Annotated in this window: 20 protein-coding genes; 10 read left to right on the top strand and 10 right to left on the bottom strand. The window is 63.4% G+C overall.

The genetic code is table 11. The features are described from left to right. The first annotated feature begins 175 nt into the window (after positions 1 to 175). Both NHH88_26225 and NHH88_26220 read left to right on the top strand, forming a co-directional pair. Entirely contained in the window at positions 176 to 430 is a 255-nt protein-coding gene (locus NHH88_26225) for a DUF2282 domain-containing protein (GenBank protein ID USX13124.1), read from the top strand. A 34-nt stretch (positions 431 to 464) separates the two neighbouring features. Then, positions 465 to 2,129 carry a DUF692 family protein gene (locus NHH88_26220; protein ID USX13123.1) on the top strand — a complete coding sequence of 555 codons (1,665 nt, stop codon included), beginning with the start codon at positions 465 to 467 and terminating at the stop codon, positions 2,127 to 2,129. Positions 2,130 to 2,135: 6 nt separating this feature from the next. Here the strand turns inward: NHH88_26220 and NHH88_26215 are convergent, their stop codons facing one another. Beyond that, positions 2,136 to 2,429 carry a hypothetical protein gene (locus tag NHH88_26215; GenBank protein USX13122.1) on the bottom strand — a complete coding sequence of 98 codons (294 nt, stop codon included), beginning with the start codon at positions 2,427 to 2,429 and terminating at the stop codon, positions 2,136 to 2,138. Positions 2,430 to 2,604: 175 nt separating this feature from the next. Then, on the bottom strand, positions 2,605 to 2,823 hold the full coding sequence (locus NHH88_26210; protein ID USX13121.1) for an RNA-binding S4 domain-containing protein: 219 nt from the start codon (positions 2,821 to 2,823) through the stop codon (positions 2,605 to 2,607). A 200-nt stretch (positions 2,824 to 3,023) separates the two neighbouring features. On the opposite strand from NHH88_26210, the gene NHH88_26205 reads away from it, so the two are divergent. After that, positions 3,024 to 3,944 (top strand): hypothetical protein, encoded by a 921-nt coding sequence (locus NHH88_26205; protein USX13120.1) that lies wholly within the window; start codon positions 3,024 to 3,026, stop codon positions 3,942 to 3,944. On the opposite strand, the gene fumC is transcribed toward NHH88_26205, so the two are convergent. Further along, a complete protein-coding gene (gene fumC / locus NHH88_26200) occupies positions 3,945 to 5,339 on the bottom strand; it encodes a class II fumarate hydratase (GenBank protein USX13119.1) in 1,395 nt (464 codons plus the stop codon). A 177-nt stretch (positions 5,340 to 5,516) separates the two neighbouring features. Between fumC and NHH88_26195 the strand changes: the two genes are divergently transcribed. Beyond that, on the top strand, positions 5,517 to 7,172 hold the full coding sequence (locus tag NHH88_26195; GenBank protein USX13118.1) for a hypothetical protein: 1,656 nt from the start codon (positions 5,517 to 5,519) through the stop codon (positions 7,170 to 7,172). Between the two features lie 96 nt (positions 7,173 to 7,268). Beyond that, the gene (locus NHH88_26190) at positions 7,269 to 8,486 is read left to right on the top strand and encodes an aminotransferase class I/II-fold pyridoxal phosphate-dependent enzyme (GenBank protein USX13117.1); all 1,218 of its coding nucleotides are present in this window, start codon (positions 7,269 to 7,271) and stop codon (positions 8,484 to 8,486) included. A gap of 171 nt (positions 8,487 to 8,657) precedes the next feature. Here the strand turns inward: NHH88_26190 and NHH88_26185 are convergent, their stop codons facing one another. Both NHH88_26185 and NHH88_26180 read right to left on the bottom strand, forming a co-directional pair. After that, the gene (locus tag NHH88_26185; protein USX13116.1) at positions 8,658 to 8,936 is read right to left on the bottom strand and encodes a flagellar protein FliT; all 279 of its coding nucleotides are present in this window, start codon (positions 8,934 to 8,936) and stop codon (positions 8,658 to 8,660) included. Between the two features lie 173 nt (positions 8,937 to 9,109). Next, complete coding sequence (locus tag NHH88_26180) at positions 9,110 to 9,937, bottom strand: HDOD domain-containing protein (GenBank protein USX13115.1); 828 nt, start codon at positions 9,935 to 9,937, stop codon at positions 9,110 to 9,112. 129 nt (positions 9,938 to 10,066) lie between these two features. On the opposite strand from NHH88_26180, the gene NHH88_26175 reads away from it, so the two are divergent. Next, complete coding sequence (locus tag NHH88_26175) at positions 10,067 to 10,687, top strand: class I SAM-dependent methyltransferase (GenBank protein USX13114.1); 621 nt, start codon at positions 10,067 to 10,069, stop codon at positions 10,685 to 10,687. A gap of 117 nt (positions 10,688 to 10,804) precedes the next feature. Next, on the top strand, positions 10,805 to 10,996 hold the full coding sequence (locus NHH88_26170) for a CsbD family protein (protein USX13113.1): 192 nt from the start codon (positions 10,805 to 10,807) through the stop codon (positions 10,994 to 10,996). A gap of 97 nt (positions 10,997 to 11,093) precedes the next feature. On the opposite strand, the gene NHH88_26165 is transcribed toward NHH88_26170, so the two are convergent. The 3 genes from NHH88_26165 to NHH88_26155 form a co-directional block, all read right to left on the bottom strand. Continuing rightward, positions 11,094 to 11,588 carry a type VI secretion system tube protein Hcp gene (locus NHH88_26165; GenBank protein ID USX13112.1) on the bottom strand — a complete coding sequence of 165 codons (495 nt, stop codon included), beginning with the start codon at positions 11,586 to 11,588 and terminating at the stop codon, positions 11,094 to 11,096. A 211-nt stretch (positions 11,589 to 11,799) separates the two neighbouring features. Beyond that, positions 11,800 to 14,010 carry a S9 family peptidase gene (locus NHH88_26160; protein USX13111.1) on the bottom strand — a complete coding sequence of 737 codons (2,211 nt, stop codon included), beginning with the start codon at positions 14,008 to 14,010 and terminating at the stop codon, positions 11,800 to 11,802. Positions 14,011 to 14,145: 135 nt separating this feature from the next. After that, positions 14,146 to 15,531: an MATE family efflux transporter gene (locus NHH88_26155; protein ID USX13110.1), complete on the bottom strand. Its 1,386-nt coding sequence runs from the start codon at positions 15,529 to 15,531 to the stop codon at positions 14,146 to 14,148. 180 nt (positions 15,532 to 15,711) lie between these two features. Here NHH88_26155 and NHH88_26150 point away from each other — a divergent pair, with 180 nt between their 5' ends. Further along, entirely contained in the window at positions 15,712 to 16,374 is a 663-nt protein-coding gene (locus NHH88_26150; GenBank protein USX13109.1) for a beta/gamma crystallin family protein, read from the top strand. A 52-nt stretch (positions 16,375 to 16,426) separates the two neighbouring features. On the opposite strand, the gene NHH88_26145 is transcribed toward NHH88_26150, so the two are convergent. Continuing rightward, positions 16,427 to 17,044 carry a PEP-CTERM sorting domain-containing protein gene (locus NHH88_26145; protein USX13108.1) on the bottom strand — a complete coding sequence of 206 codons (618 nt, stop codon included), beginning with the start codon at positions 17,042 to 17,044 and terminating at the stop codon, positions 16,427 to 16,429. Between the two features lie 194 nt (positions 17,045 to 17,238). On the opposite strand from NHH88_26145, the gene NHH88_26140 reads away from it, so the two are divergent. Then, entirely contained in the window at positions 17,239 to 18,198 is a 960-nt protein-coding gene (locus tag NHH88_26140) for a DnaJ domain-containing protein (GenBank protein USX13107.1), read from the top strand. A 3-nt stretch (positions 18,199 to 18,201) separates the two neighbouring features. After that, complete coding sequence (locus NHH88_26135; protein ID USX13106.1) at positions 18,202 to 18,534, top strand: chaperone modulator CbpM; 333 nt, start codon at positions 18,202 to 18,204, stop codon at positions 18,532 to 18,534. Here NHH88_26135 and NHH88_26130 read toward each other — a convergent pair. Then, on the bottom strand, positions 18,512 to 19,585 hold the full coding sequence (locus NHH88_26130; protein USX13105.1) for a LysR family transcriptional regulator: 1,074 nt from the start codon (positions 19,583 to 19,585) through the stop codon (positions 18,512 to 18,514). The genes NHH88_26135 and NHH88_26130 overlap by 23 nt on opposite strands. Positions 19,586 to 19,680: the final 95 nt, after the last annotated feature.

Raw genomic sequence — 19,680 nt, 5'->3', positions numbered from 1 at the left:
GCTCCTGCGGCGCCGCATGCAAGCACCGTGCGCCATCGGGTGCGCGGCGTCTTTGCGCGGTCGTTCGGTCCGCGCCTCTCTTCGATTTGAATCCGGTCAACAGAAACATGCGTATTGACGTTATTACTGATACGCTGCGGTTCTGAATTCAATCACCCACTCGAGGAGACTTACCATGAATAAACGTCAAGCCCTGATCGCCGCCGCCCTGGCCACCGTCTGCGCCACCGCCGCCGCCGTCGATCAAGATACGCCGAAGGAAAAGTGCTACGGCATCGCCAAGGCCGGTCAAAACGATTGCGCCGCCGCCAACGGCACGCACTCGTGCTCCGGCCAGGCCAAGGTCGACAACGCGCCGACCGAGTGGAAATACGTGGCAAAAGGCACCTGCGAAAAAGCCGGCGGCAAAACCACGCCGCCTGCCAAATAATCGCGGCGGGACTCACATAGCAACCGCCGGAGCCATGTCGTCGCTACGCCTGTCGGAGCCGAAGCCGGGTGTCGGCGTCGGATTACGGGCGCCACATTACCGTCAGTTTCTCGAGCAGCGGCCGCGCGCCGCCTGGCTCGAGGTTCACACCGAAAACTACCTCGATCAAGCCGGCTGGGATAGCCACGTGCTGGAGCAATTGCGGCGCGACTATCCGATCAGCCTGCATGGCGTCGGCCTGGGACTGGGCTCGGCGCGCGGCTTTTCCGAGCGCCACCTGGACAGCGTGCGTAGCCTGGTGCAACGGATCGACCCGGTGCTGGTGTCCGAACACCTGTGCTGGGGCGCCGTCGGCGACCGCTATCTCAACGATCTCTTGCCGCTGACGTTGGACCTTGCCGCGCTCGATATGCTGAGCGCGCGCGTCAGCCGCGTTCAAGACACGCTCAAACGCCAACTGTTGCTTGAAAACGTTTCTACCTATGTACGGTTTCATCGCGATGCGATGAGCGAGGCGGAGTTCATGGCGGCGCTGGCGGCGCGCACCGGTTGCGGGCTGCTGCTCGATATCAACAACCTTTACGTCAACCAGTGCAACCACGGCGAAGACGCGCTGGCCGCCATTGCCGCCATCGCGCCCGGTACGGTCGGTGAAATGCATCTTGCCGGTCATCTGGTGACGCCCGGGGCCGTGATCGATCACCACGGCGCGACGGTGGCCGCCCCCGTCTGGCGGCTGTACGAGGCGGCGCTGGAGCGCTTCGGCGCGGTGCCGACCTTGATCGAGTGGGATACCGATATCCCGCCGGTCGAGGTGCTGCTGGAAGAGGCCGCCAAGGCCGAGGCGCTGCATCGCCGCTATGCCGCGCCGCCTGCGGAGCCGCCGCGCTTGGCGGCGATGCTAGCGGAGGAGGCCGACGCCCCCAAACTCGCCGCCGACCAGCAACTGTTCGCCGGCGCGCTGCTCGACCCGGGCCAGACGGAACCGTTGTTATCGCAATTCAAGGGCAGCGACAACGAACACCGGTTCGGGCTTTATCGCGGCAATCTGAGCGCGACCTGGGACAAGACCTTGTCTGCCGCCTATCCGGTGGTGCGAATGCTCATGGGCGAGGAGTTTTTCAGCGGCCTGGGCAAAGCCTACGGCCGCGCGCATCCGTCCACCAGCGGCGACCTGAACCGTTTCGGCGCCGACTTCGATACTTTCCTGCGCCACTTTCCGCACGTGGCCGATTATCCCTATCTGCCGGACATGGCGACGCTGGAGTGGGCGCTGCACCGCGCGCACTACGCGCCGGCGGCCGATGGCGTCACCGCGCAGCGGCTTGCCGCATTGTCGCCGGAACAGATGGAGACGGCGCGGATGACGCTGCATCCGGCCTGCCGGCTGTTGTCGTCGGAGTGGGCGACGATTCCGCTGTGGCAGGCGCACCAGCCTGGCAGCGGGACAGGCTTCCCCGAACACATGGCGGCGCCGAGTTATGGCGTGGTCGCGCGTCCGGCCTGGAAAACGCAGGTGGTGCCGCTCAGCGGCGCCGGTCACGCGGCGCTGCGGGTATTGGGGGAGGGGAGGGATTTCGGCGCCGCGCTCGATGCCGCGTTCGACATCGACGAAGCCTTTGACGTGGCCGGCAATTTACAACTCTGGCTGGCCCACGCGTTGATCGTCAAAATAGATGGGGTGGGTGAAACGGGGTGACCGGTATCAGTTGTCGGGCTTGAACGCGCGCAGTACCTTGGCTTCGCCCGTCAAATCCCGGTGCAGTTCATTGGCGGCGGCCGTCAGCTCGATCATGCGGCCGATCTGCACGTCTTCAAACCGGGCCAGTTCCTCGGTCGCGGTCAGCAGCGCCTGCGCCAGCTTGGCGCGCGCGCCCTGGTACAGCGAGCCGTGGTACTGATTGGTGTTCTTGAGCAGCTCCTCGGCGTTTTCTATCACCTGGCGCAGATCGTCGAGCAGTTTTTCCTGGGTTGGGCTATGTGGTTCAGGACCGTCCATGACGTCCCCCTGGTCGTAAAGAAACTGGTTGAAAAAGCCGGGTGGCAAGCAATTCCAATATAACTACGATATCGCCAGTCGGTTTGCGCGTAATCAAACACACTCACCCCCGTCTGCAGCGTTTTCTCCGCTGCGCTTACAGATTAGTACGTTATTGCTTAAAAGCAAGAGGAAATTACACGGCGTCAATGCTGATGATGACGTCGCCGACGCTGACCCGCTGGCCGGCGCGGATTTTCGCGGTCTTGCGCAATTCCTGCTTGCCGTCGACTTTCACCGCGCCGCTGGCCACCATCATCTTGCCGGCGCCGCCGCTGTCGCACAATCCAACGAGCTTCAGGAGCTGGTTCAGTTCCACAAACTCACCGTTTAATTCGAAGCTTACTTTTTGCATTTTTGTCCTCTGTTACCATGATGTGAAGCCGGCGCCAACGTCACTTCAGATAGTGTAGCGGCATTCCGACAGCCGCGCAGTTTACCCGAACGAATCGGGTTGTCACTCAGAAAAAAAATTGCTATGCTGAAGTGACTGCCAAATATTTAAGCAGCGATCTGTTTTAGCGATGTCTTAGCGATGTCTTACCGAGCAGCATCATGAATAAGCTTTCCCTGACTATGCTGGTAATCGTTTCTCCGCTCTCGACTGCGGCTGGGGCGGCCACATCCGATCCTTTGTTCCCCCAGCAAACCACCCCGGTCTACGAAAAACGCGCCAATTCCGCGCTGCTATTCGACGCCGCCGACCGGCAGTCGGCGCTGGTCGACCAGTTGCAGACCGATGGCGCGCGCCGCTATGCCGCGTTCGCTGGCGCGCCGCGCCTGCACTTCGGCGCCTTGCCGGACAATCTGTCTTTGCTCGATCCGCTCGGCCCTCTGTTGAACGAGCGCAGCCGGCGCTATCTGAGCAGCGCGGAGTTCGAAAAGAAGACCGGGCGCGCGGTCGGCATTCTGACCATCGGCCTGCTGCGCGAGACGGGCTCCACCCTGGGCGGCGGCCAACCCGGCACGTCGTGGGGCGTGAACAGCCGTCCCACCACCAAATTCACGTCGTTGTCGCTAGGGTACGCGCTGACGCCGCGCAGCTCGGTCATGGCGATGGCGTCGTATGGCAAGACCGAAGGTTTCGGCGCGCCGGACAGCTTGATGGCGCAGATATCGTCCGTGCGGACGATGGCGTACAGCGTCGGCTTGTCGACGCGGCAGATTTTCACCTCCCAGGACCGGTTGGCGGTGACCTTGTCGGTGCCGGCCAAGGTGCGCACCGGTTCGCTGCAAAACGGTGACCTGGATACGCGCGTCAGTTATGCCAACGGGCAGGAGGTCGGCGCGCCGACCTTGAATCTGCGGCCGACCGCCACCGAGCGGGACCTGGAGTTCGGCTATACCACCATGGTCGGCAAGGCCGGCAAGATGGGCAAGCTGACCGGGGCGGTGATGTTGCGCGTCAATCCCGGGCATGACGCGAACGCCGCGCCGGATGTGTTGACCGGCGTGCGTTACTCGTACGGGTTCTGATCAGGCCGCGTTCGGGCGCGTCATGTCCAGCGGTACGATCCACTCGTCGAATTGCTCGGCCGTGACATAACCCAGCGCCAGCGACGCTTCCTTCAAGGTCGTCCCTTCATGCTGCGCCTTCTTGGCGATCGACGCGGCCTTGTCGTAACCGATGTGCGGCGCCAGCGCCGTCACCAGCATCAGCGAGCGTTCCATCAGTTCGGCGATGCGGCCGCGATTCGGTTCTATCCCATGCACGCAATGTTCCTCGAAGCTGCGCATGCCGTCGGCCAGCAGGCGCGCGCTTTGCAGGAAGTTGTGCGCGATCAGCGGCTTGTAGACGTTCAGCTCGAAATTGCCCGAGGCCCCGCCCATTGTGATGGCGACATCGTTGCCGAATACCTGACAGCACAGCATCGTGACCGCTTCGCACTGGGTCGGGTTGACCTTGCCCGGCATGATGGAGCTGCCCGGCTCGTTCTCGGGGATGGTGATCTCGCCCAGGCCCGAGCGCGGACCCGAGGCCATCCAGCGCACGTCGTTGGCGATCTTCATCAGCGCGGCGGCCAGGGTTTTCAGCGCGCCGTGCGCCGACAGCAGCGCGTCGTGGCCGGCCAGGGCGGCGAATTTGTTGTCGGCGGTGCGGAAGGGCAGCGACAAGGTATGTTCCAGCTCGGCGGCGATGCGTACCGCGTATTCCGGATGGGCATTGAGGCCGGTCCCGACGGCCGTGCCGCCGGCGGCCAGCTGCAGCACGCCGGGCAGGGCGGCGTTGATCGCGTGCTCGGCGAAGTCCAGGTGGGCGACATAGCCGGAGAATTCCTGACCCAGGGTCAGCGGCGTGGCGTCCTGCAGGTGGGTGCGGCCGATCTTGACGATGTCGGCGAAGGCCTCGGCCTTGGCGTGCAGGCTGGCGCGCAGCTGGCGCAGCGATGGCAGCACGGTGTTGGCCAGCGCCTGCGCGGCGGCGACGTGGATCGCGGTGGGGAAGATGTCGTTCGACGACTGGCCCTTGTTGACGTCGTCGTTGGGGTGCAGCTTGCGGCTCTCGCCGCGCACGCCGCCCATCAATTCGGACCCGCGGTTGGCCAGCACTTCGTTCATGTTCATGTTGGACTGGGTGCCCGAACCGGTCTGCCACACCGCCAGCGGGAACTCGCCGGTGTGCTTGTCGGCCAGCACCTCGTCGGCGGCCTGGGTGATGGCGATCGCTTTCGGACCGTCGAGCAGGCCCAGGTCCAGGTTGACGCGGGCGGCGGCGCGCTTGACGCTGGCCAGCGCGTGGATCAGTTCCGGCGGCATGCGCTCGGTGGAGATGTGGAAGTGTTCCAGCGAGCGCTGGGTTTGCGCGCCCCACAGCTTGTCGTCGGGGACGTCGATCGGGCCAAAACTGTCACGTTCGCTTCTGTTGCTCATAATTCATCCTTGTGCGGAAGTCATCATTTGTGGGCTTTTCAGTGTAGCGCAGTTTGGAAAAATTATCCTGGGGCTACAAAATTGGGAAATTCAGCCGTTATAGCCATATACCTTAAGACTACGCGTCACTAGCGCGCCTTACCGACGACTTCTATGCAGCGTTTCACACTTACACATATGCTCCGCTCCCTGGCCTGCGCCGCATTGCTGGCGCCTGCCGGCATTGTCGCCAACGCGGCCGAGCTGGGCGACGTTTCCGCGCGCTCGTACATCGGCCAGCCGCTGTCGGCGGACATCGAACTGGTGGCGCTGGCGCCGGACGAAGTGAACGCCTTGCAGGTCAGGCTGGCGCGGCCTGACGTGTTTCGCGGCGCGAACATCACAATGAACCCGGCGCTGTCGTCGGTGCGCATGTCGGTGGTCAAACGCGACCAGAAACAGTTTTTGCATGTGACGACCACGCGCGCCATCGACGCCGATTACGTCCATATGTATGTGGAATTAAGCGCGGCAGGCCGGCAAGATGTGCGTTTGGCAACGGTCTGGTTGCAGGCGGATCCCAATCCGCCACCGCCGCCGGCGCCGGTGACGGCGTCCGTGGCGGCGCCCAGCGCGATGACGTCGGAAGACGCGGAGCGGATTGCGGCGCAGGCGAGGGCGGAGCGGGTCGCCGCCTCGCCGGCCGTGCCTTCCGCGCCGCCGGTGCGTGACCGCTCGCGTCCGGCCCCGCTGCCGTCCTTGCATGAGTCCGAGACCGGTGCCCCTGGGGTGCTCAAGGCCGCCGCAGCCGCCGCGACGCCGGTTCGGCAAACGCCTACGGTGGCAGTGCGGGATTTGCCATCGCGCATCGCGGACGCGATGGGGACGCCGCGCAGTGCGCCCGCGCCCGCGTCCGCATCTTCTCCGGCACCGGACAAGCCGGCGGCAAAGCGCGACCTGGCCGCCGTCGACAGCGCCGTGCCATTGCCGGTGGCGCAGGCATTGCTGCCGCTGGGGCCGTTGCCGTTGCCAGCCGGCGTCAAGCGCCCGGCCGCGCCTGCCGCGTGCGCGCCGTCCGGCGTCAGCGCCAAGGAATGCAAGGTGCTCGATACGCATAGCCAGGCCCTTTCCAGCAAGCTGGTGGAGCTGGAGGGGAAAATGAAGGCGCTGCAGGGCGCGATCAAAAATTCCGCGGTGACACCGGCGGCGATCACTCCCGCAGCGGCTGCTCCTGCCGCCGCGCCGAAAGTCGGGCAGGCGGCTACGGCCGTGTTGGCGGCGGCCGGCAGCAGCGTGGCGGCCGCTGTGGCGGCGCCTGCGTCGGCAAAGGAGTCGCCAAAGTCCGCGTCGGTGGCCTCGGCGGCGCCGGGTCCTGACCCGGCAGCGACCAAGGTGGCCGAAGGCAAGCCAGGCAAATCGAGCAAACCGGGCAAGGCCGGCGAAGCGCAAGCGGCGACGATGGATGGCGCCGCGGCTTCGGCTTCGGCGCGGGCCGCTTCCGCTTCGGCATCGGCGTCCGTCGGCGAGCATGGCGCCAACGCGTCGGCCTCGGCGGCCGGTGCCTCCGCCTCGGCGTCCGCGCCGGTTCCGCTCAAGCGCGTGCTGCCCAAACTGAAATACAAGAAGGAAAAGCCGGTCGAACGTCCGACCAACTATGTCGCCTGGGGCGCCGGCGCGGTCGGCGCGCTGCTGCTCGCTGGCGCTGGTCTGATCTACTGGCGCCGCAAGAAATCCGGCGCCGCGCCGCTGAAAATCTGGCAGGGCTTCCGCAAGAAAAAGCCGGCCGACGCGGCGGGCAAGCCCCAGGAGGCGCAGCCGCTGCACGAAGTCACGCCCGAATCAATAATGCAATAGTAATAAGCTTATAACCTCAGCTTTGCCTGCGGTGTCTCGATCTGGGTTATAGTATTCGACGCTTTTTGCACGCCATACCCCATTTTGAAAGAGCATATGACCGCAACGTCGCAATATCAGGAGCAGTACCAAGCCTTCAAACAACTCGGCCTTAAACTGGATATGTCGCGTGGCAAACCAGCGCCCGAGCAACTCGACTTGTCCAACGCGCTGACCGAATCGCTGGGTGGCTTCAAAGCCGCCGACGGCACCGACGGCCGCAACTATGGCGGCACCATCGGCCTGCCGGAAGCGCGCGAGCTGTTCGGCAAACTGCTGGACGTGCCGGCCGCGCAAGTCGTCGTCGACAGCAGCGCCAGCCTGTCGCTGATGCATGACGTCATCATTTACAGCCTGCTCAACGGCACGCCGGGCAACGCGCCGTGGGTGCGCGAGCCGGTGACCTTCCTGTGCCCCGTGCCGGGCTACGACCGCCACTTCGCCATTTGCGAAGCGCGCGGCATCAAGATGATCAACATTCCGATGACCGAAGGCGGTCCGGACATGGACCTGGTCGAAAAACTGGTGGCCGAGGACGCGAGCATCAAGGGTATGTGGTGCGTGCCGAAGTACAGCAATCCGGGTGGCGTGGTCTATTCGGACGAGGTCGTCAGCCGCCTGGCCGCGATGAAAACGGCCGCTCCGGACTTCCGCCTGATGTGGGACGACGCCTATCGCTTCCACCACCTGAGCGAGAAAAAGCTGGAAGTCGCCAACATCCTCGACGCTTGCGCCAAGGCCGGCAATCCGGACCGCGCGATCGTGTTCGCCTCGTCGTCGAAGGTGACGTGGGCCGGTTCGGGCATCGCCGCGCTGGCGGCATCGCCAGCCAACATCGCCTGGTGGACCAAACACGCCGGCATCCGCAGCATCGGCCCGGACAAAATCAACCAGCTGCGCCACGTGCGCCTGCTGAAGGATGTGGCGACCGTCGAAGCGCTGATGGAACAGCACCGCGCGCTGCTGCAGCCGAAGTTCGAAGCCGTGCTGGCGCAGTTCGAAGCTTACCTGGGCGACGTGCCGGGGGTTTCGTGGACGCGTCCGCTGGGTGGTTACTTCATCGACCTGGTAACGCCGGAAGGCTCGGCCAAACGTACGGTGGCGTTGGCGAAAGAAGCCGGCATCACCCTGACGCCTGCCGGCGCCGCCTTCCCGTACGGGAACGACCCGAAGGATAGCCACATCCGTATCGCCCCAAGCTTCCCGTCGCTGGACGAGATCACCAAGGCGGCGCAGGGCATCGCGTTGTCGCTGCGCGTCGCTCTGGCCGGGTAAGATAAAAATCTTCTAAACCACGTAGGGCGGATTAGCGCAGCGTAATCCGCCATGCGTGCGTCGCGTTGGCGCATACATGGCCGATTACGGCGTTCCGCCTAATCCGCCCTACGTGTTTCAGAATAAAAAAAGCGCCTGTGGTCAGGCGCTTTTTTGTTGGGCGGGCGGTTTTTACTGACGCGCCATGCCGGGTACCTGGTTCATCCAGGGATCGGCGATGTCGCGGATTTCGCGGTCATTCGCCAGAATCTGCTTCAGCAGGTCGATCTTACGCATACGCGGGGCGCCGCTCAGGGCTGGGACGCCGGTGGCGACGGCGCGGGCTTCGGTGGCGCACTGGGCTTCCAGTTTGCTCAGACCATCCCAGTCGCCCATGCGCGCGGCGGCGGCCATCTGGTTGCTCAAACCGGCAATGTTTTCGTACATCGAGAGGACTTCGGTAGCGATCATATACCCACCCAGGCTAGTTATCTTCGGCAAAACGGATTACCGCATGTCCTGATTAACGTCGCCTTAAACGGGAACTTTAGGGTATTTTGAAAAAATATTTAAAAAAGTCGAAAAAAAAGCCGCCGTGCTGAAAAGCAGGCGGCTTTCGTTGCCTTTAAGGCAAACTGGTCAGTTTACTTGACCAGCTCCTCCAGACCAGCGCTCAACTCGTCCGGTGATGGCATATCGTCAATCAGCGCGTTATCGTCCAGACCCAGCTCCTCGGCCAGTTCGGTCGGGTAGCAGGCGGCGATTTCCTCTTCGCTCATTTCGGCGTGCTCGACGCGCGCGCGCCAGGCCGCCAGCGAGACGACGGCGGCCAAACGATTGAGTTCGCCGTTGTGATGCGGTTCCGGGAAGGCCTCGATGGTTTCCGAGAAGGCGGCCGGGAACTTCCAGCGCTTGGCCAGCTCGGCGCCGACATCGGCGAAGGTGTAGCCGAACGAGGCAGTCTCCGCATCGAGACGGCGCGCGTCCATCGTACCGGCGATCTTGTCGATTTCCATCGATTTCTCCGGCATGGCCGAGTGCATCACCAGCTGGCCGATCGCGTGCATCATGCCGATCGTGAAGGCGAGGTCGGTGTTTTCCTTGGTCTTCTTGGCGATCCACTTGGCCGACACGGCGGTGTGCAGGCTGTAGCGCCAGAATTGTTTGAGGTCGAGGCCGGGAACGGTCTTGAAACCGCTGACCAGGCCCGAGCTGATGACCAGGGTGCGCACGGTGACAAAGCCCAGCATCAGCACGGCGTCCTCGACCGTGCCGATGCTGCGCGAGACGTGATAGTAGGCCGAGTTGGCCAGCCGCAGCAGCTTGGCGCTGAGCACCGGATCGGTCGCCAGTTTTTTCGCGATCTCTTCGGTCGAGACGCTGGCCTTGTCGAAACTGCTGATCAATTCCTCGACGACCTTGGGCGCGGTGGGCAGCGCGGTCGGATTCTGGAACAAGGCGTCAAGTTTCATTTTTATCTCCTCGATACTCGTAATAGGGGCGTTGCTATGGGCTAACTATATAGCGATTCACCGAAGGAAAGAAGCGATTTGATACCTGAGCGTATCTTTTCTGCCGTGCCGATACGCTACACTGGCATCATGGAACCCGATCACATTGAAGAAATTACACAGAAAACGCTGCAGCATTACGAGCTGACGGCGCAGCAATTTTTCGCCGGCACCATCGATCATGATGTCAGCCAAAACATCGCCGCGCTGCTCGACGCGATCGAGGGGGCGGCGCCGTATCGCCTGCTCGATTTGGGGTGCGGTCCCGGCCGCGATTTGAAGACCTTCCGCGAGATGGGACACGAAGCGATCGGCGTTGACGGCTCGGCCCGCTTCGTGGAGATGGCGCGCGCCTACAGCGGTTGCGACGCCTGGCACCAGGACTTCGTCCAGCTCGATTTGCCGGCCGAATATTTCGATGGCGTGTACGCCAACGCCTCGCTGTTCCACGTGCCGAGCGCGGCGCTGCCGGACGTGTTGCGGCGCCTGCACGCGGCGCTGAAACCGGGCGGCGTTCTGTTCAGCTCGAATCCGCGCGGCGACAACCGCGAAGGCTGGAACGGCCCGCGCTACGGTAGCTACTACGATTACGATACCTGGGAACGGCACCTTGTCGCGGCAGGCTTTAGCGGCGTCCAACATTACTACCGGCCCAGCGGACTGCCGCGCGATCAACAGCCTTGGCTGGCCAGTGTCTGGCGGAAAATTTGATTTTTGGCAGCGTTCGGGAACGCACAGAGAACTCAGCGGTTGGAGCCTATAGTGAATCCATGCACACGGCGCCAAGTTGTGTGTCCTGTAGCTTCAACAACGATAAAGGAGTTCATCATGAACAAGGATCAAGTTAAGGGTACGGCGAAAGACATCGGCGGCAAAATCCAGGAAAAAACCGGCGAAGTAATCGGCAGCTCGGAACAGCAAGCCAAGGGCCTGAACAAGCAAGCCGAAGGCAAAGTGCAAAAGGGCATTGGCGATGCCAAAGAAGCGATTGACGACGTCGTCAAAGGCAACCGCAACTAACAGCCCCACCCGGCGCCTAGAGCGCATCGCAGGCGATCATTCGCCGCATAAAAAAACAGCCGCGTTAGCGGCTGTTTTCGTTTACCTGCAGGACGGATCAAGCCGCGATGCGATTGGTCGACAAATCCCAGCCGCCGGCGGTATTGCCGCCCGAACCGCCGGAGATTTTCTGCTGCGTGTAGCGCCACTTCACTTTCGAAAACTTCAGCGACACTTGCTCCGACAGCACGTCGCCTTCCTGCACGCTGGGCGACACGGTTCCGACCAACACATTTTCCAGTTCGATTTCGAAGTACTTGATGCGCTCGCCCTGGCCATCGGCACGCATGAATTCGAACTTCGCCTTCGGAATGGTTTTACCGGATGAGCACGTTTGCAGCAGCACCGGCGACGCCAGGTCGGCCATTTTCAGCAAGGTGATGTCCTGGTGTTCGCAACGCTCGGCGGTATGGCCGCCGCTGGTCGACGCGGTAGCCGATTTCGGCTGGCTCACCGCCCAGCTCACCGACTTGCATTCAATCCAATCCTTATGTTTTTCATCCGCCGACTCGCCGCGAATTCCGTCGATCTGCAGATAGACATCGATAGCCATAATTCCTCCTGGAATATAAGTGAAACGATGCGAAACGCACCGCAGCGGGCATTATCGAATAATCAACAAATCTCCTCTTGTGGCCGCTCAAGCCACCCCCAAGAAACCCCGGGGTCAGGTCCGACATTCGGACACGGGCTCTTGCGTTAGACGCCAACTTTCATCCTAGCGCCCCGTTCGTGTCCGAATGTCGGACCTGACCCCCGTGGGTTTATTTGGCGTCGGGCATCAGGTTCTTTTTGAAGAAGGCTTCGATGTTGCCGTAGACGTGGCGCTGCGGCGCGCGGCCGGCGATGCCGTGCTTGCCGCCCGGGTAGGTCATCAGTTCGAAGCGGACGTTGCGGCTGACCAGCGCGTCGATCATGCGCGTGGTGTTGGTGAAGAGGACGTTGTCGTCGGCCATGCCGTGCATTAGCAACAGCGGCGATTTCAGGCCGTCCAGGTGCGAGTAGACACCCGCCGACACGTAACCTGCCGCGTTGGCTTTCGGCGTGCTCATGAACTGTTCGGTGTAGTGGGTGTCGTACAGCGCCCAATCCGTCACCGGCGCGACCGAGACGCCCATGGCGATCTTGTCCGACGCTTGCGCCAGCAGGCGCAAGGTCATGAAGCCGCCGTAGCTCCAGCCAAACACGCCGATGCGCTTGGCGTCGACGTAGCTTTGCTTGCCCAGCCATTCGATGCCGGTCAGCTGGTCTTCGACTTCGAACTTGCCCAGGTTCAGGTAGTTGGCGTCGGTGAAGGCGCGCTCGCGGCGGAACGAGCCACGGTTGTCCAGGCGCCACACCACGAAGCCTTGCTGCGCCATGTATTGGTCGAAGAAGTTGCCCCATTTGCGCGCGACGTGCTGCGCGTGCGGGCCGCCGTAGGTCGACAGGTAGACCGGATATTTTTTCACCGGGCTGAAGCCGCTCGGCTTGATCATCGAGTAGTACAGGGTCTGGCCGTCGTTGGCTTTCAAGGTGCCGTACTCGGTGCGCAGGTGCGCGTCCTTGTACTTGCCGTACGGGTGGCTGGCGTTCAGCTCATTGTGCTCGAGCCAGCTAATCATCTTGCCGTCCGGACGGCGGATGCTCACCTGCGGCGGGGTGTCCGGATCGGAGAAGGTGTCGACGAACACTTCGCCGTTGCGCGAGAACGAGGAGTCGTGCCAGCCGTCGCCCTCGGTGATGCGGGCCGGCTTGTCGGCGCTGCTGCCGTCGAGCTTGAGCGCGTAGGTCTGGCTGTCGATGACGGCGTCGCGATTCGATTGCACGAACACGCGGCCATTTTTTTCGTCGACGGCGAGCAGTTTGTCGATGCCCCATTCGCCGCTGGAAATCGGGTGCAGCAGCTTGCCGTTCAGGTCGTACAGGTAGAGGTGCTTGCGGCCGCTGCGCTCCGATGGCCAAATGAACTTGTCGTTGCCCAGGAAACGCAGGTCGTCGAAGATGCTGACCCAGGTCGGCGACGTCTCCGTGATCAGCACGCGCTGCGTCAACGTGGCGGCATCGACCGACACCAGCTCCAGCTTCTTCTGGTCGCGGCTCTGGCGCTGGAACAGCAAGGCCTTGCTGTTGGCGCTCCAGTCGGCGCGCACCAGGTAGATATCTTGTTCCGCGCCGAGTTCGACGTTGCGGATCTCGCCGCTAACGGGCGAGACGATCTTCAACTGCACCAGCACGTTCGGATCGCCGGCGGCAGGGTAGCGCTGCTCGATCACGTCGGTGCGGTCGGCGTAGATTTCAAAGCGCTTGACCACCGGCACCGGGGCCTCGTCGTAGCGCTTGTAGGCAATGGCGGAGTCGTCCGGCGCCCAGTAGTAGCCGCTGGTCTGGCCCATTTCTTCCTGCGCCACGAACTCGGCTTCGCCGTTGTGGATGGTGCCCTTGCCGTCGCTGGTCAGCTGGCGTTCCTTGTTGTTGGACAGGTCGATGACGAACAGGTTCTGGTCGCGCACGAAGGAGACGTAGCGGCCCTTGGGCGAGATCTTCGGATCGAGCACGTTGCCGGAAGCGACCATGCGCGCGGCGTCCGGCTTGCTGACGTCGATCAGGTACAGGTTGCCGGCGATCGGCACCAGCAGCTGCTTGCCGTCCGGCGACCAGCTATAACTGAGGATGCCCTTGAGGCTGGCGGTACGGGCGCGCTCGCGGCGGGCCTTTTCGGCGTCCGACAGGTTCTCTTCCGGCACCAGGATCTTGGAGTCGACCAGGCGGTGCGTGGACTTGTCCTTGAGGTTGTATTCCCACAGGTCGAGCTGGAATTGGTTGTCGTCGCGGCCGCGCAGGAAGGTGACGCGGGCGCCGTCGGGCGACACTTTCAGGCTGCGCACGCCCGGACCGCTGAGCGACGGGTCGGCATGGATACGGTCCAGGGTCAGTTTTTCGGCGGCGGCGTTGCCGCCGGCCAGCAGTGCGAGAAAGCAGAGGATAAAGCGCATGGAAGGTCTCTTGGTGGGCAATCCAAGACGATACCAGAGTCGTGTTTATGTGGCGAGATGGCAATGTTCTGAATCCATCCCGCAAAACCGTCTTTCCTTCGGCCTTATGTATCGCTGTGTTTCATATCGTCTTTTTCAGGCGCCGCGCACGCGCGCCAGCGACAGGTTGCGCAGCGACCAGCTCAGCAGCACGGCGGCCACCGTCAGGCCCACCACCAGCCCGATCCAGAAGCCCGATGCCGCCATCGGCTCGGCCGGCGACCACGGCATCCATTGCGGCGCCAGGCCCAGCCAGCAGCCCAGCGGCAGCGCGAAGCCCCAGAACGCCAGCAGCTGGATCTGCATCGGCTGGCGCGAGACCTTGTAGCCGCGCAGCGCGCAGGCGGCCGCCACCTGGGTCGAGTCGGACAGTTGGAACAGCGCGGCGAACAGCAGCAGGTGCGCGCACAGTTCCTGCACCGCCGGGTCGGATGTATAGGCTTGCGCGATCTGGTGGCGGAACACGACGATGAACGCGGCCGACAACACGGCGAACGCCAGCGACATCCACACGCCGACCCAGGCCACGAACCGCGCCTTGAGCGGATTGCCTTCGCCCAGCGACTGGCCGACGCGGGTGATCAGCGCGATGCCAAAGCTGAGCGGCACCATGAACACCAGCGACGTGAAGTTGAGCGCGATCTGGTGCGCCGAGATTTGCACCACGCCATAGCGCGCCACCAGCAGGCTGACCGCGCCGAAGGCGCTGACCTCGGCGAAGTAGCTGATGCCGATCGGCACGCCGAGCCGCAGCATCGTGCCGATCTCCGGCCAGTGCGGCCATTCCCAGTGCGTGAACGGGTAGGTGGCGCGGTAGGCCGGCGCGTAGCGTATCCACGCCAGCATGGCGAACAGCATCATCCACATGCACAGCGCGGTCGAGACGGCGCAGCCGACCCCGCCCAGGGCCGGGAAGCCCCAGTTGCCGAAGACGAGCAGCCAGTTGACGAAGATGTTGATGCACAGGCCCATGATGGCGATCAGCATCACCGGCAAGGTCTGGTTGATGCTGGTGCTGTAGCCGTACAGCGCGCGGTAGGCGGCGAACGGCAGCAGGCCGATGCTGATGATGTGGACGAACAGCTCGGCCTGGCGCTGCACGTGCGGCGTCAGGTACAGGTGGGCGAACAGCAGGGTGGCCACGTTGGCCAGCGCGGCCGCGGCCAGGCCGACGCCGAGCGCCTTCCATAGCGATTGCCGCACCGTGTGCGGGATCTTGCGCAGGTCGCCCGCGCCGACGTCGTGCGCGACGATGCTGTTGATCGCCATCATGACGCCGCTGACGGTGACCAGGATGATCGACCAGATCGATGCGCCCAGCGACACCGCCGCCAGCTCGTCGGCGCTGGTGTGGCCGGTCATGGCGACGTCGGCCACACCCATGCCGACGGTGGCCAACTGGCCGATCAGCATGGGCCAGGACAGGCGCCACAACGCGGCGGCTTCGAGACGGATCGACGACAGGGTGAAAGAATGGGGCATAAGGTGACCGGAGCGGCAAGCTGATGTGACTGAGCCCGCCATTTTAACGGCTACCTTCGTCACGATTGCATTTGGTTGCAATTTAGTTGGACTGCTGCGTATGCGAAACTTATAACATGCGCGTTATGTACAGAAGAGGTCCAATCCGGACGTCGCCCTACAACTATTCAGGCCAAAAACATGAAAAAATTCCTGCCCCGCTTGCTGAACGCCGCCCTCGCGCTGGCCGCTCCCGTTGTCTTCGCCTCCGCCGCGCATGCCGGCGAAATCACGCTTTACACCCATGACAATTTCGGCGGGCCGGCGATTTCGGTGCGCGACCAGGTCCCCGATCTGTCGGCCGATGGCTTCAACGACCGCGCCTCGAGCGTGCGGGTGCGCTCGGGCCGCTGGCAGCTGTGCGAGAACGCCAATTTCGACGGCCGTTGCATCGTCCTTGGGCCGGGCGAGTACCGCAAGCTGGAAGGGTTTAACGATGTGTTGTCGTCGCTGCGCGAGGTAGGTGGCGACGATCGTGGTGACCGTGGTGACCGCGGCGATCGCGGCCATGACCGTCGCGGTGACAACGGCTACGGTGGCGGAGGCCGCCGTGGCGGCGCGCCGATCGTGCTGTATTCGCAGTCGCGTTTCAACGGCGCCGAGGTCGAATTGCGCGACGACATCCGCAAGCTGGATCGTCTCGACTTCAACGACCAGGCCGGTTCGGTGATCATCCGCGAGGGCGAGTGGCAGCTGTGCGACGACGCCGATTTCCGCGGCAAATGTATCGTTCTGTCGCCGGGCCGCTACGACAACCTGCGCGACATGGGCGACCGCATCTCATCGGTGCGACGCGTGCGCTAAACGTTCGACCGGGACGGCTTGCCGTCCCGGCGTGTGCTACCGCATTTGCTGCCTAGGCGCGCTTGCGGCGCGCCAGTCCCGTAACCATGGCAAGGCCCAATCCCAGCATCGCCCAAGTCTCCGGCTCGGGCACGGCGGACACCCCCTGTTCATTGAAGGCCATGTTGTCGATCAAGCTGAAGTAGGTCTCGGCGTCCCAGGGGCCGTAGACGATTTCCATTTCCAGCGCGGTGAGGTTGTTGAAGCGGGACGGATTGAAGAATGTCATGTCGAGCGGATTGGGGCTGTTGGCGCCGCTGACGGTGTAGGTCTCGACAATGACGTTTCCGCCCACATCCGTGCCACTGAATTTCACCGTGCTGGTTTCAAGCGCCAACACCGTGCGCAGGGCGAAGCTGGTGAACGAGAACGGTATATTGGACGCGTTTCTCACACTGACTTTGCCACCCAAATCCATGCTGGTCGTACCGTTACCAGAGGATAGGAAATACACCGATCCTTCCAAAACGTTAAAGTTATAGCCGCTCGTCGCGAAGCTGTCCCCGGTAATCAGGGGGATGGTGCCAGTGGCGGGGAATTCGTCGAAGGTGATAATGGTGGCCTGTGCCGCGCCGGTCCCCATGGACAAGGTGGCGGCCAATAAAGCGGCGTTCAGTTTTGATAAAAACATTTAATCTCCCTGATTTTATTCAAGTGGAAATAGTATCTATTTCCAAATGGTTAAGATATAAAATTACAACTTTTTGTGGCGGCAGTGTCGCGCCCTCCCGTCTGAAGGGCGGCGGCGAAGGCGGATTGGAGGTAAACTTCCGATCATTGTCGAGTCAAGTCGCCGGCCCAACGCAGGCAAGAGTGGAGCGCAACGTGGAATACAAGGACTATTACCAGACCCTGGGCGTATCTAAAACCGCCTCGGAAGACGAGATCAAGAAGGCTTACCGCAAGCTGGTCCGCAAATACCATCCGGACGTCAGCAAGGAAGCCGACGCGCAAAAGAAAACCCAGGAACTCAACGAGGCCTACGGCGTGCTGGGCGACGCCGAAAAACGCGCCGCCTACGACGACCTCGGGCGCGGTCGGCAGTTCCGCGCGGGCCAGGAATTCCGCCCGCCGCCGGACTGGGGACGCGGCTTCGGCGGCGGCACCGGCAATCCGGGCGGCGCCGGTACGGGTGGCGGCTTCGGCGACACCGATTCGAGCGACTTTTTCTCCGATTTGTTCGCCAACCTGGGCGGACGCCGGCGCCAGCAATACACGCAGTACGAGCCGCAGCGCGGCGACGACAGCCATGCCACGATCACCATCGACCTGGTCGACACGTATCAAGGCGCCACGCGCAACGTCAGCATGATGGTGGCCGAGCGCGACGCCGCCGACCGCATCGTCACGCGCGAGCGCACGCTCAGCGTCAACATCCCGAAGGGCGTGACGGCCGGCCAGCAGTTGCGCCTGTCCGGCCAGGGCCAGCGCGGCGAGGCGGGGCCGGGGGACTTGTATCTGGAAATCCAGTTCCGGCCCGATGCGCGCTACCGCGTCGATGGCCGCGACGTCTTCGAGACGGTGCCGGTCGCGCCGTGGGAGCTGGCGCTGGGCGCCGACATCGAGGTGGCTACGCCGTCGGGCAAGGTGACCGTGTCGGTCCCGGCCGGTTCGCAAAGCGGCCGCAAGCTGCGCCTGCGCGGACGCGGCATCCCCGGCAAGGAGGCCGGCGACTTATATCTGCTGTTGGAAGTGGTGCTGCCGCCGGCGAACACCGACAAGGCACGCGAACTGTATCAAACGATGGCGCGCGAGATGGCGTTCAATCCGCGCGCGGGAGGATGAGCTATGGGACAGGCTATGGAAGCGGCGGTGGGGCAATCGCCCCTGACCGCCGTGTTGATCGATGAGACCGCGCTGACGCTCGAGGAGCTGGCGCGCGCCTGCGCCGTCGAGCGCGACTGGGTGGTGCAGCGGGTGCGCACCGGTATCCTGATGGAGTGCGACTCGGAGGATTGCGTCAGCTGGCGCTTCACCAGCGCCGACCTGGTGCGGGCGCGCCGCCTGTGCCAGATCGAGCGCGACTTCGAGGCCAATGACGACGTCGCCGCGCTGGTGGTCGACCTGTCGGAGGAAATCAGCCGCCTGCGGCGCAAGCTCAGCGCCGCTGGCGTGAAGTAGCGCCCGGCGCCTGTTTGACCGGCGCCGCGGTGATCGCCGGGGTCGTTGCGGCGGACGGCTTTTCGGTCGAGCGCTGGTGGAAGGGCATGTGGATCGGCACGTGCTCCCCGCCCGCCGTGGCGGGTTGCAATTTGCCGCCGTACTCCTCGGCGATGCGCCGGTCCATGTCCAGAAACTGCTGCATGACCCAGCGGGTGGCCGGCCCCGGCTCCTCGTCGCCGCGCCGTATCACGTACAGCGGCGCGCTGAACGACGGCCCCTCGGCGACCTCGAGTTGCACCAGGCGTCCCGCGTCCAGGTCCCACTGGATGAATTCGACCGGCATATTGCCCCAGCCGATGCCGCTGCGCAGCAGCGCGTGCTTGGAGCTCAGGTCGCCCAGGCGCCAGTCGCGCAGCGCCACCACACCGAAATCCTGGCCCTTGGTCAGGGTGCTGCGATCGGTCAGCACCAGTTGCGTGTGCTCGCGCAGGACCTCGTTGGAGATCTTGCCTTTGATCTGGGCCAGCGGATGGTCGGGGGAGACCACCGGCACCATCGTCACCACGCCGCAGCTTTGGCGCTCGATGGTGTCGGCCGAGCCGGGCATCCAGGCGCTCAGGCCGATATGGCAGGTGCGGTCCATGACCAGTTGCGTGACCGCGCCCAGCGCCTCGGTGCGCAGCCGCATCGAAACGGTCGGGAATTCCTTTTGGAAGCCGTGCAGAATGCGCACCAGCTTGCAGGTCGAATACATCACGTCGACCACCAGCGACACCTCCGCCTCCAGCCCGGCCGACAGCGCCTTGGCGCGGGCGCGCATGCCGTCGACCTTGAGCGAGACGGCGCGGGCGTCGGCCAGCAGCGCCTTGCCGGCCTCGGTCAGCACCGGTTTGCGCTTGCTGCGGTCGAGCAGTTCGATGTTGAGCTGCTCCTCCAGGTTGGCGATGGTGTAGCTGATGACGGATTGCGTGCGGTGCAGCGCCCGCGCGGCGTGGGCGAAGCCGCCATGGTCGATGACGGCGATGAACACGCGCAGCTGGTCGAGGGAGGGAAGGCCGGGGTCGCGCATGATGGTTACCTGTGGTTGCCTGTGGTAGGTACGATGGTTGATGATTAGATATCGATAAAATCGATCAGTAAGATTTAAATTTACCGTATTTCATC

The sequence above is a fragment of the Oxalobacteraceae bacterium OTU3CAMAD1 genome (assembly GCA_024123915.1).
GTDB lineage: Bacteria > Pseudomonadota > Gammaproteobacteria > Burkholderiales > Burkholderiaceae_D > Rugamonas.
The sequence above is the reverse complement of the archived record's forward strand: the minus strand, read 5'-3'. Positions and strand labels throughout refer to the sequence as shown.

Excerpts from the sequence above, each read along its gene's own strand:
- NHH88_26155 (USX13110.1), bottom strand. The coding sequence starts at position 15,531 with ATGCCCCATTCTTTCACCCTGTCGTCGATCCGTCTCGAAGCCGCCGCG.
- NHH88_26160 (USX13111.1), bottom strand. The coding sequence starts at position 14,010 with ATGCGCTTTATCCTCTGCTTTCTCGCACTGCTGGCCGGCGGCAACGCC.
- NHH88_26215 (USX13122.1), bottom strand. The coding sequence starts at position 2,429 with ATGGACGGTCCTGAACCACATAGCCCAACCCAGGAAAAACTGCTCGAC.
- NHH88_26210 (USX13121.1), bottom strand. The coding sequence starts at position 2,823 with ATGCAAAAAGTAAGCTTCGAATTAAACGGTGAGTTTGTGGAACTGAAC.
- NHH88_26170 (USX13113.1), top strand. The coding sequence starts at position 10,805 with ATGAACAAGGATCAAGTTAAGGGTACGGCGAAAGACATCGGCGGCAAA.
- fumC (USX13119.1), bottom strand. The coding sequence starts at position 5,339 with ATGAGCAACAGAAGCGAACGTGACAGTTTTGGCCCGATCGACGTCCCC.
- NHH88_26145 (USX13108.1), bottom strand. The coding sequence starts at position 17,044 with ATGTTTTTATCAAAACTGAACGCCGCTTTATTGGCCGCCACCTTGTCC.
- NHH88_26130 (USX13105.1), bottom strand. The coding sequence starts at position 19,585 with ATGCGCGACCCCGGCCTTCCCTCCCTCGACCAGCTGCGCGTGTTCATC.
- NHH88_26165 (USX13112.1), bottom strand. The coding sequence starts at position 11,588 with ATGGCTATCGATGTCTATCTGCAGATCGACGGAATTCGCGGCGAGTCG.
- NHH88_26135 (USX13106.1), top strand. The coding sequence starts at position 18,202 with ATGGGACAGGCTATGGAAGCGGCGGTGGGGCAATCGCCCCTGACCGCC.
- NHH88_26205 (USX13120.1), top strand. The coding sequence starts at position 3,024 with ATGAATAAGCTTTCCCTGACTATGCTGGTAATCGTTTCTCCGCTCTCG.
- NHH88_26190 (USX13117.1), top strand. The coding sequence starts at position 7,269 with ATGACCGCAACGTCGCAATATCAGGAGCAGTACCAAGCCTTCAAACAA.
- NHH88_26150 (USX13109.1), top strand. The coding sequence starts at position 15,712 with ATGAAAAAATTCCTGCCCCGCTTGCTGAACGCCGCCCTCGCGCTGGCC.
- NHH88_26195 (USX13118.1), top strand. The coding sequence starts at position 5,517 with ATGCTCCGCTCCCTGGCCTGCGCCGCATTGCTGGCGCCTGCCGGCATT.
- NHH88_26180 (USX13115.1), bottom strand. The coding sequence starts at position 9,937 with ATGAAACTTGACGCCTTGTTCCAGAATCCGACCGCGCTGCCCACCGCG.
- NHH88_26175 (USX13114.1), top strand. The coding sequence starts at position 10,067 with ATGGAACCCGATCACATTGAAGAAATTACACAGAAAACGCTGCAGCAT.
- NHH88_26220 (USX13123.1), top strand. The coding sequence starts at position 465 with ATGTCGTCGCTACGCCTGTCGGAGCCGAAGCCGGGTGTCGGCGTCGGA.
- NHH88_26185 (USX13116.1), bottom strand. The coding sequence starts at position 8,936 with ATGATCGCTACCGAAGTCCTCTCGATGTACGAAAACATTGCCGGTTTG.
- NHH88_26225 (USX13124.1), top strand. The coding sequence starts at position 176 with ATGAATAAACGTCAAGCCCTGATCGCCGCCGCCCTGGCCACCGTCTGC.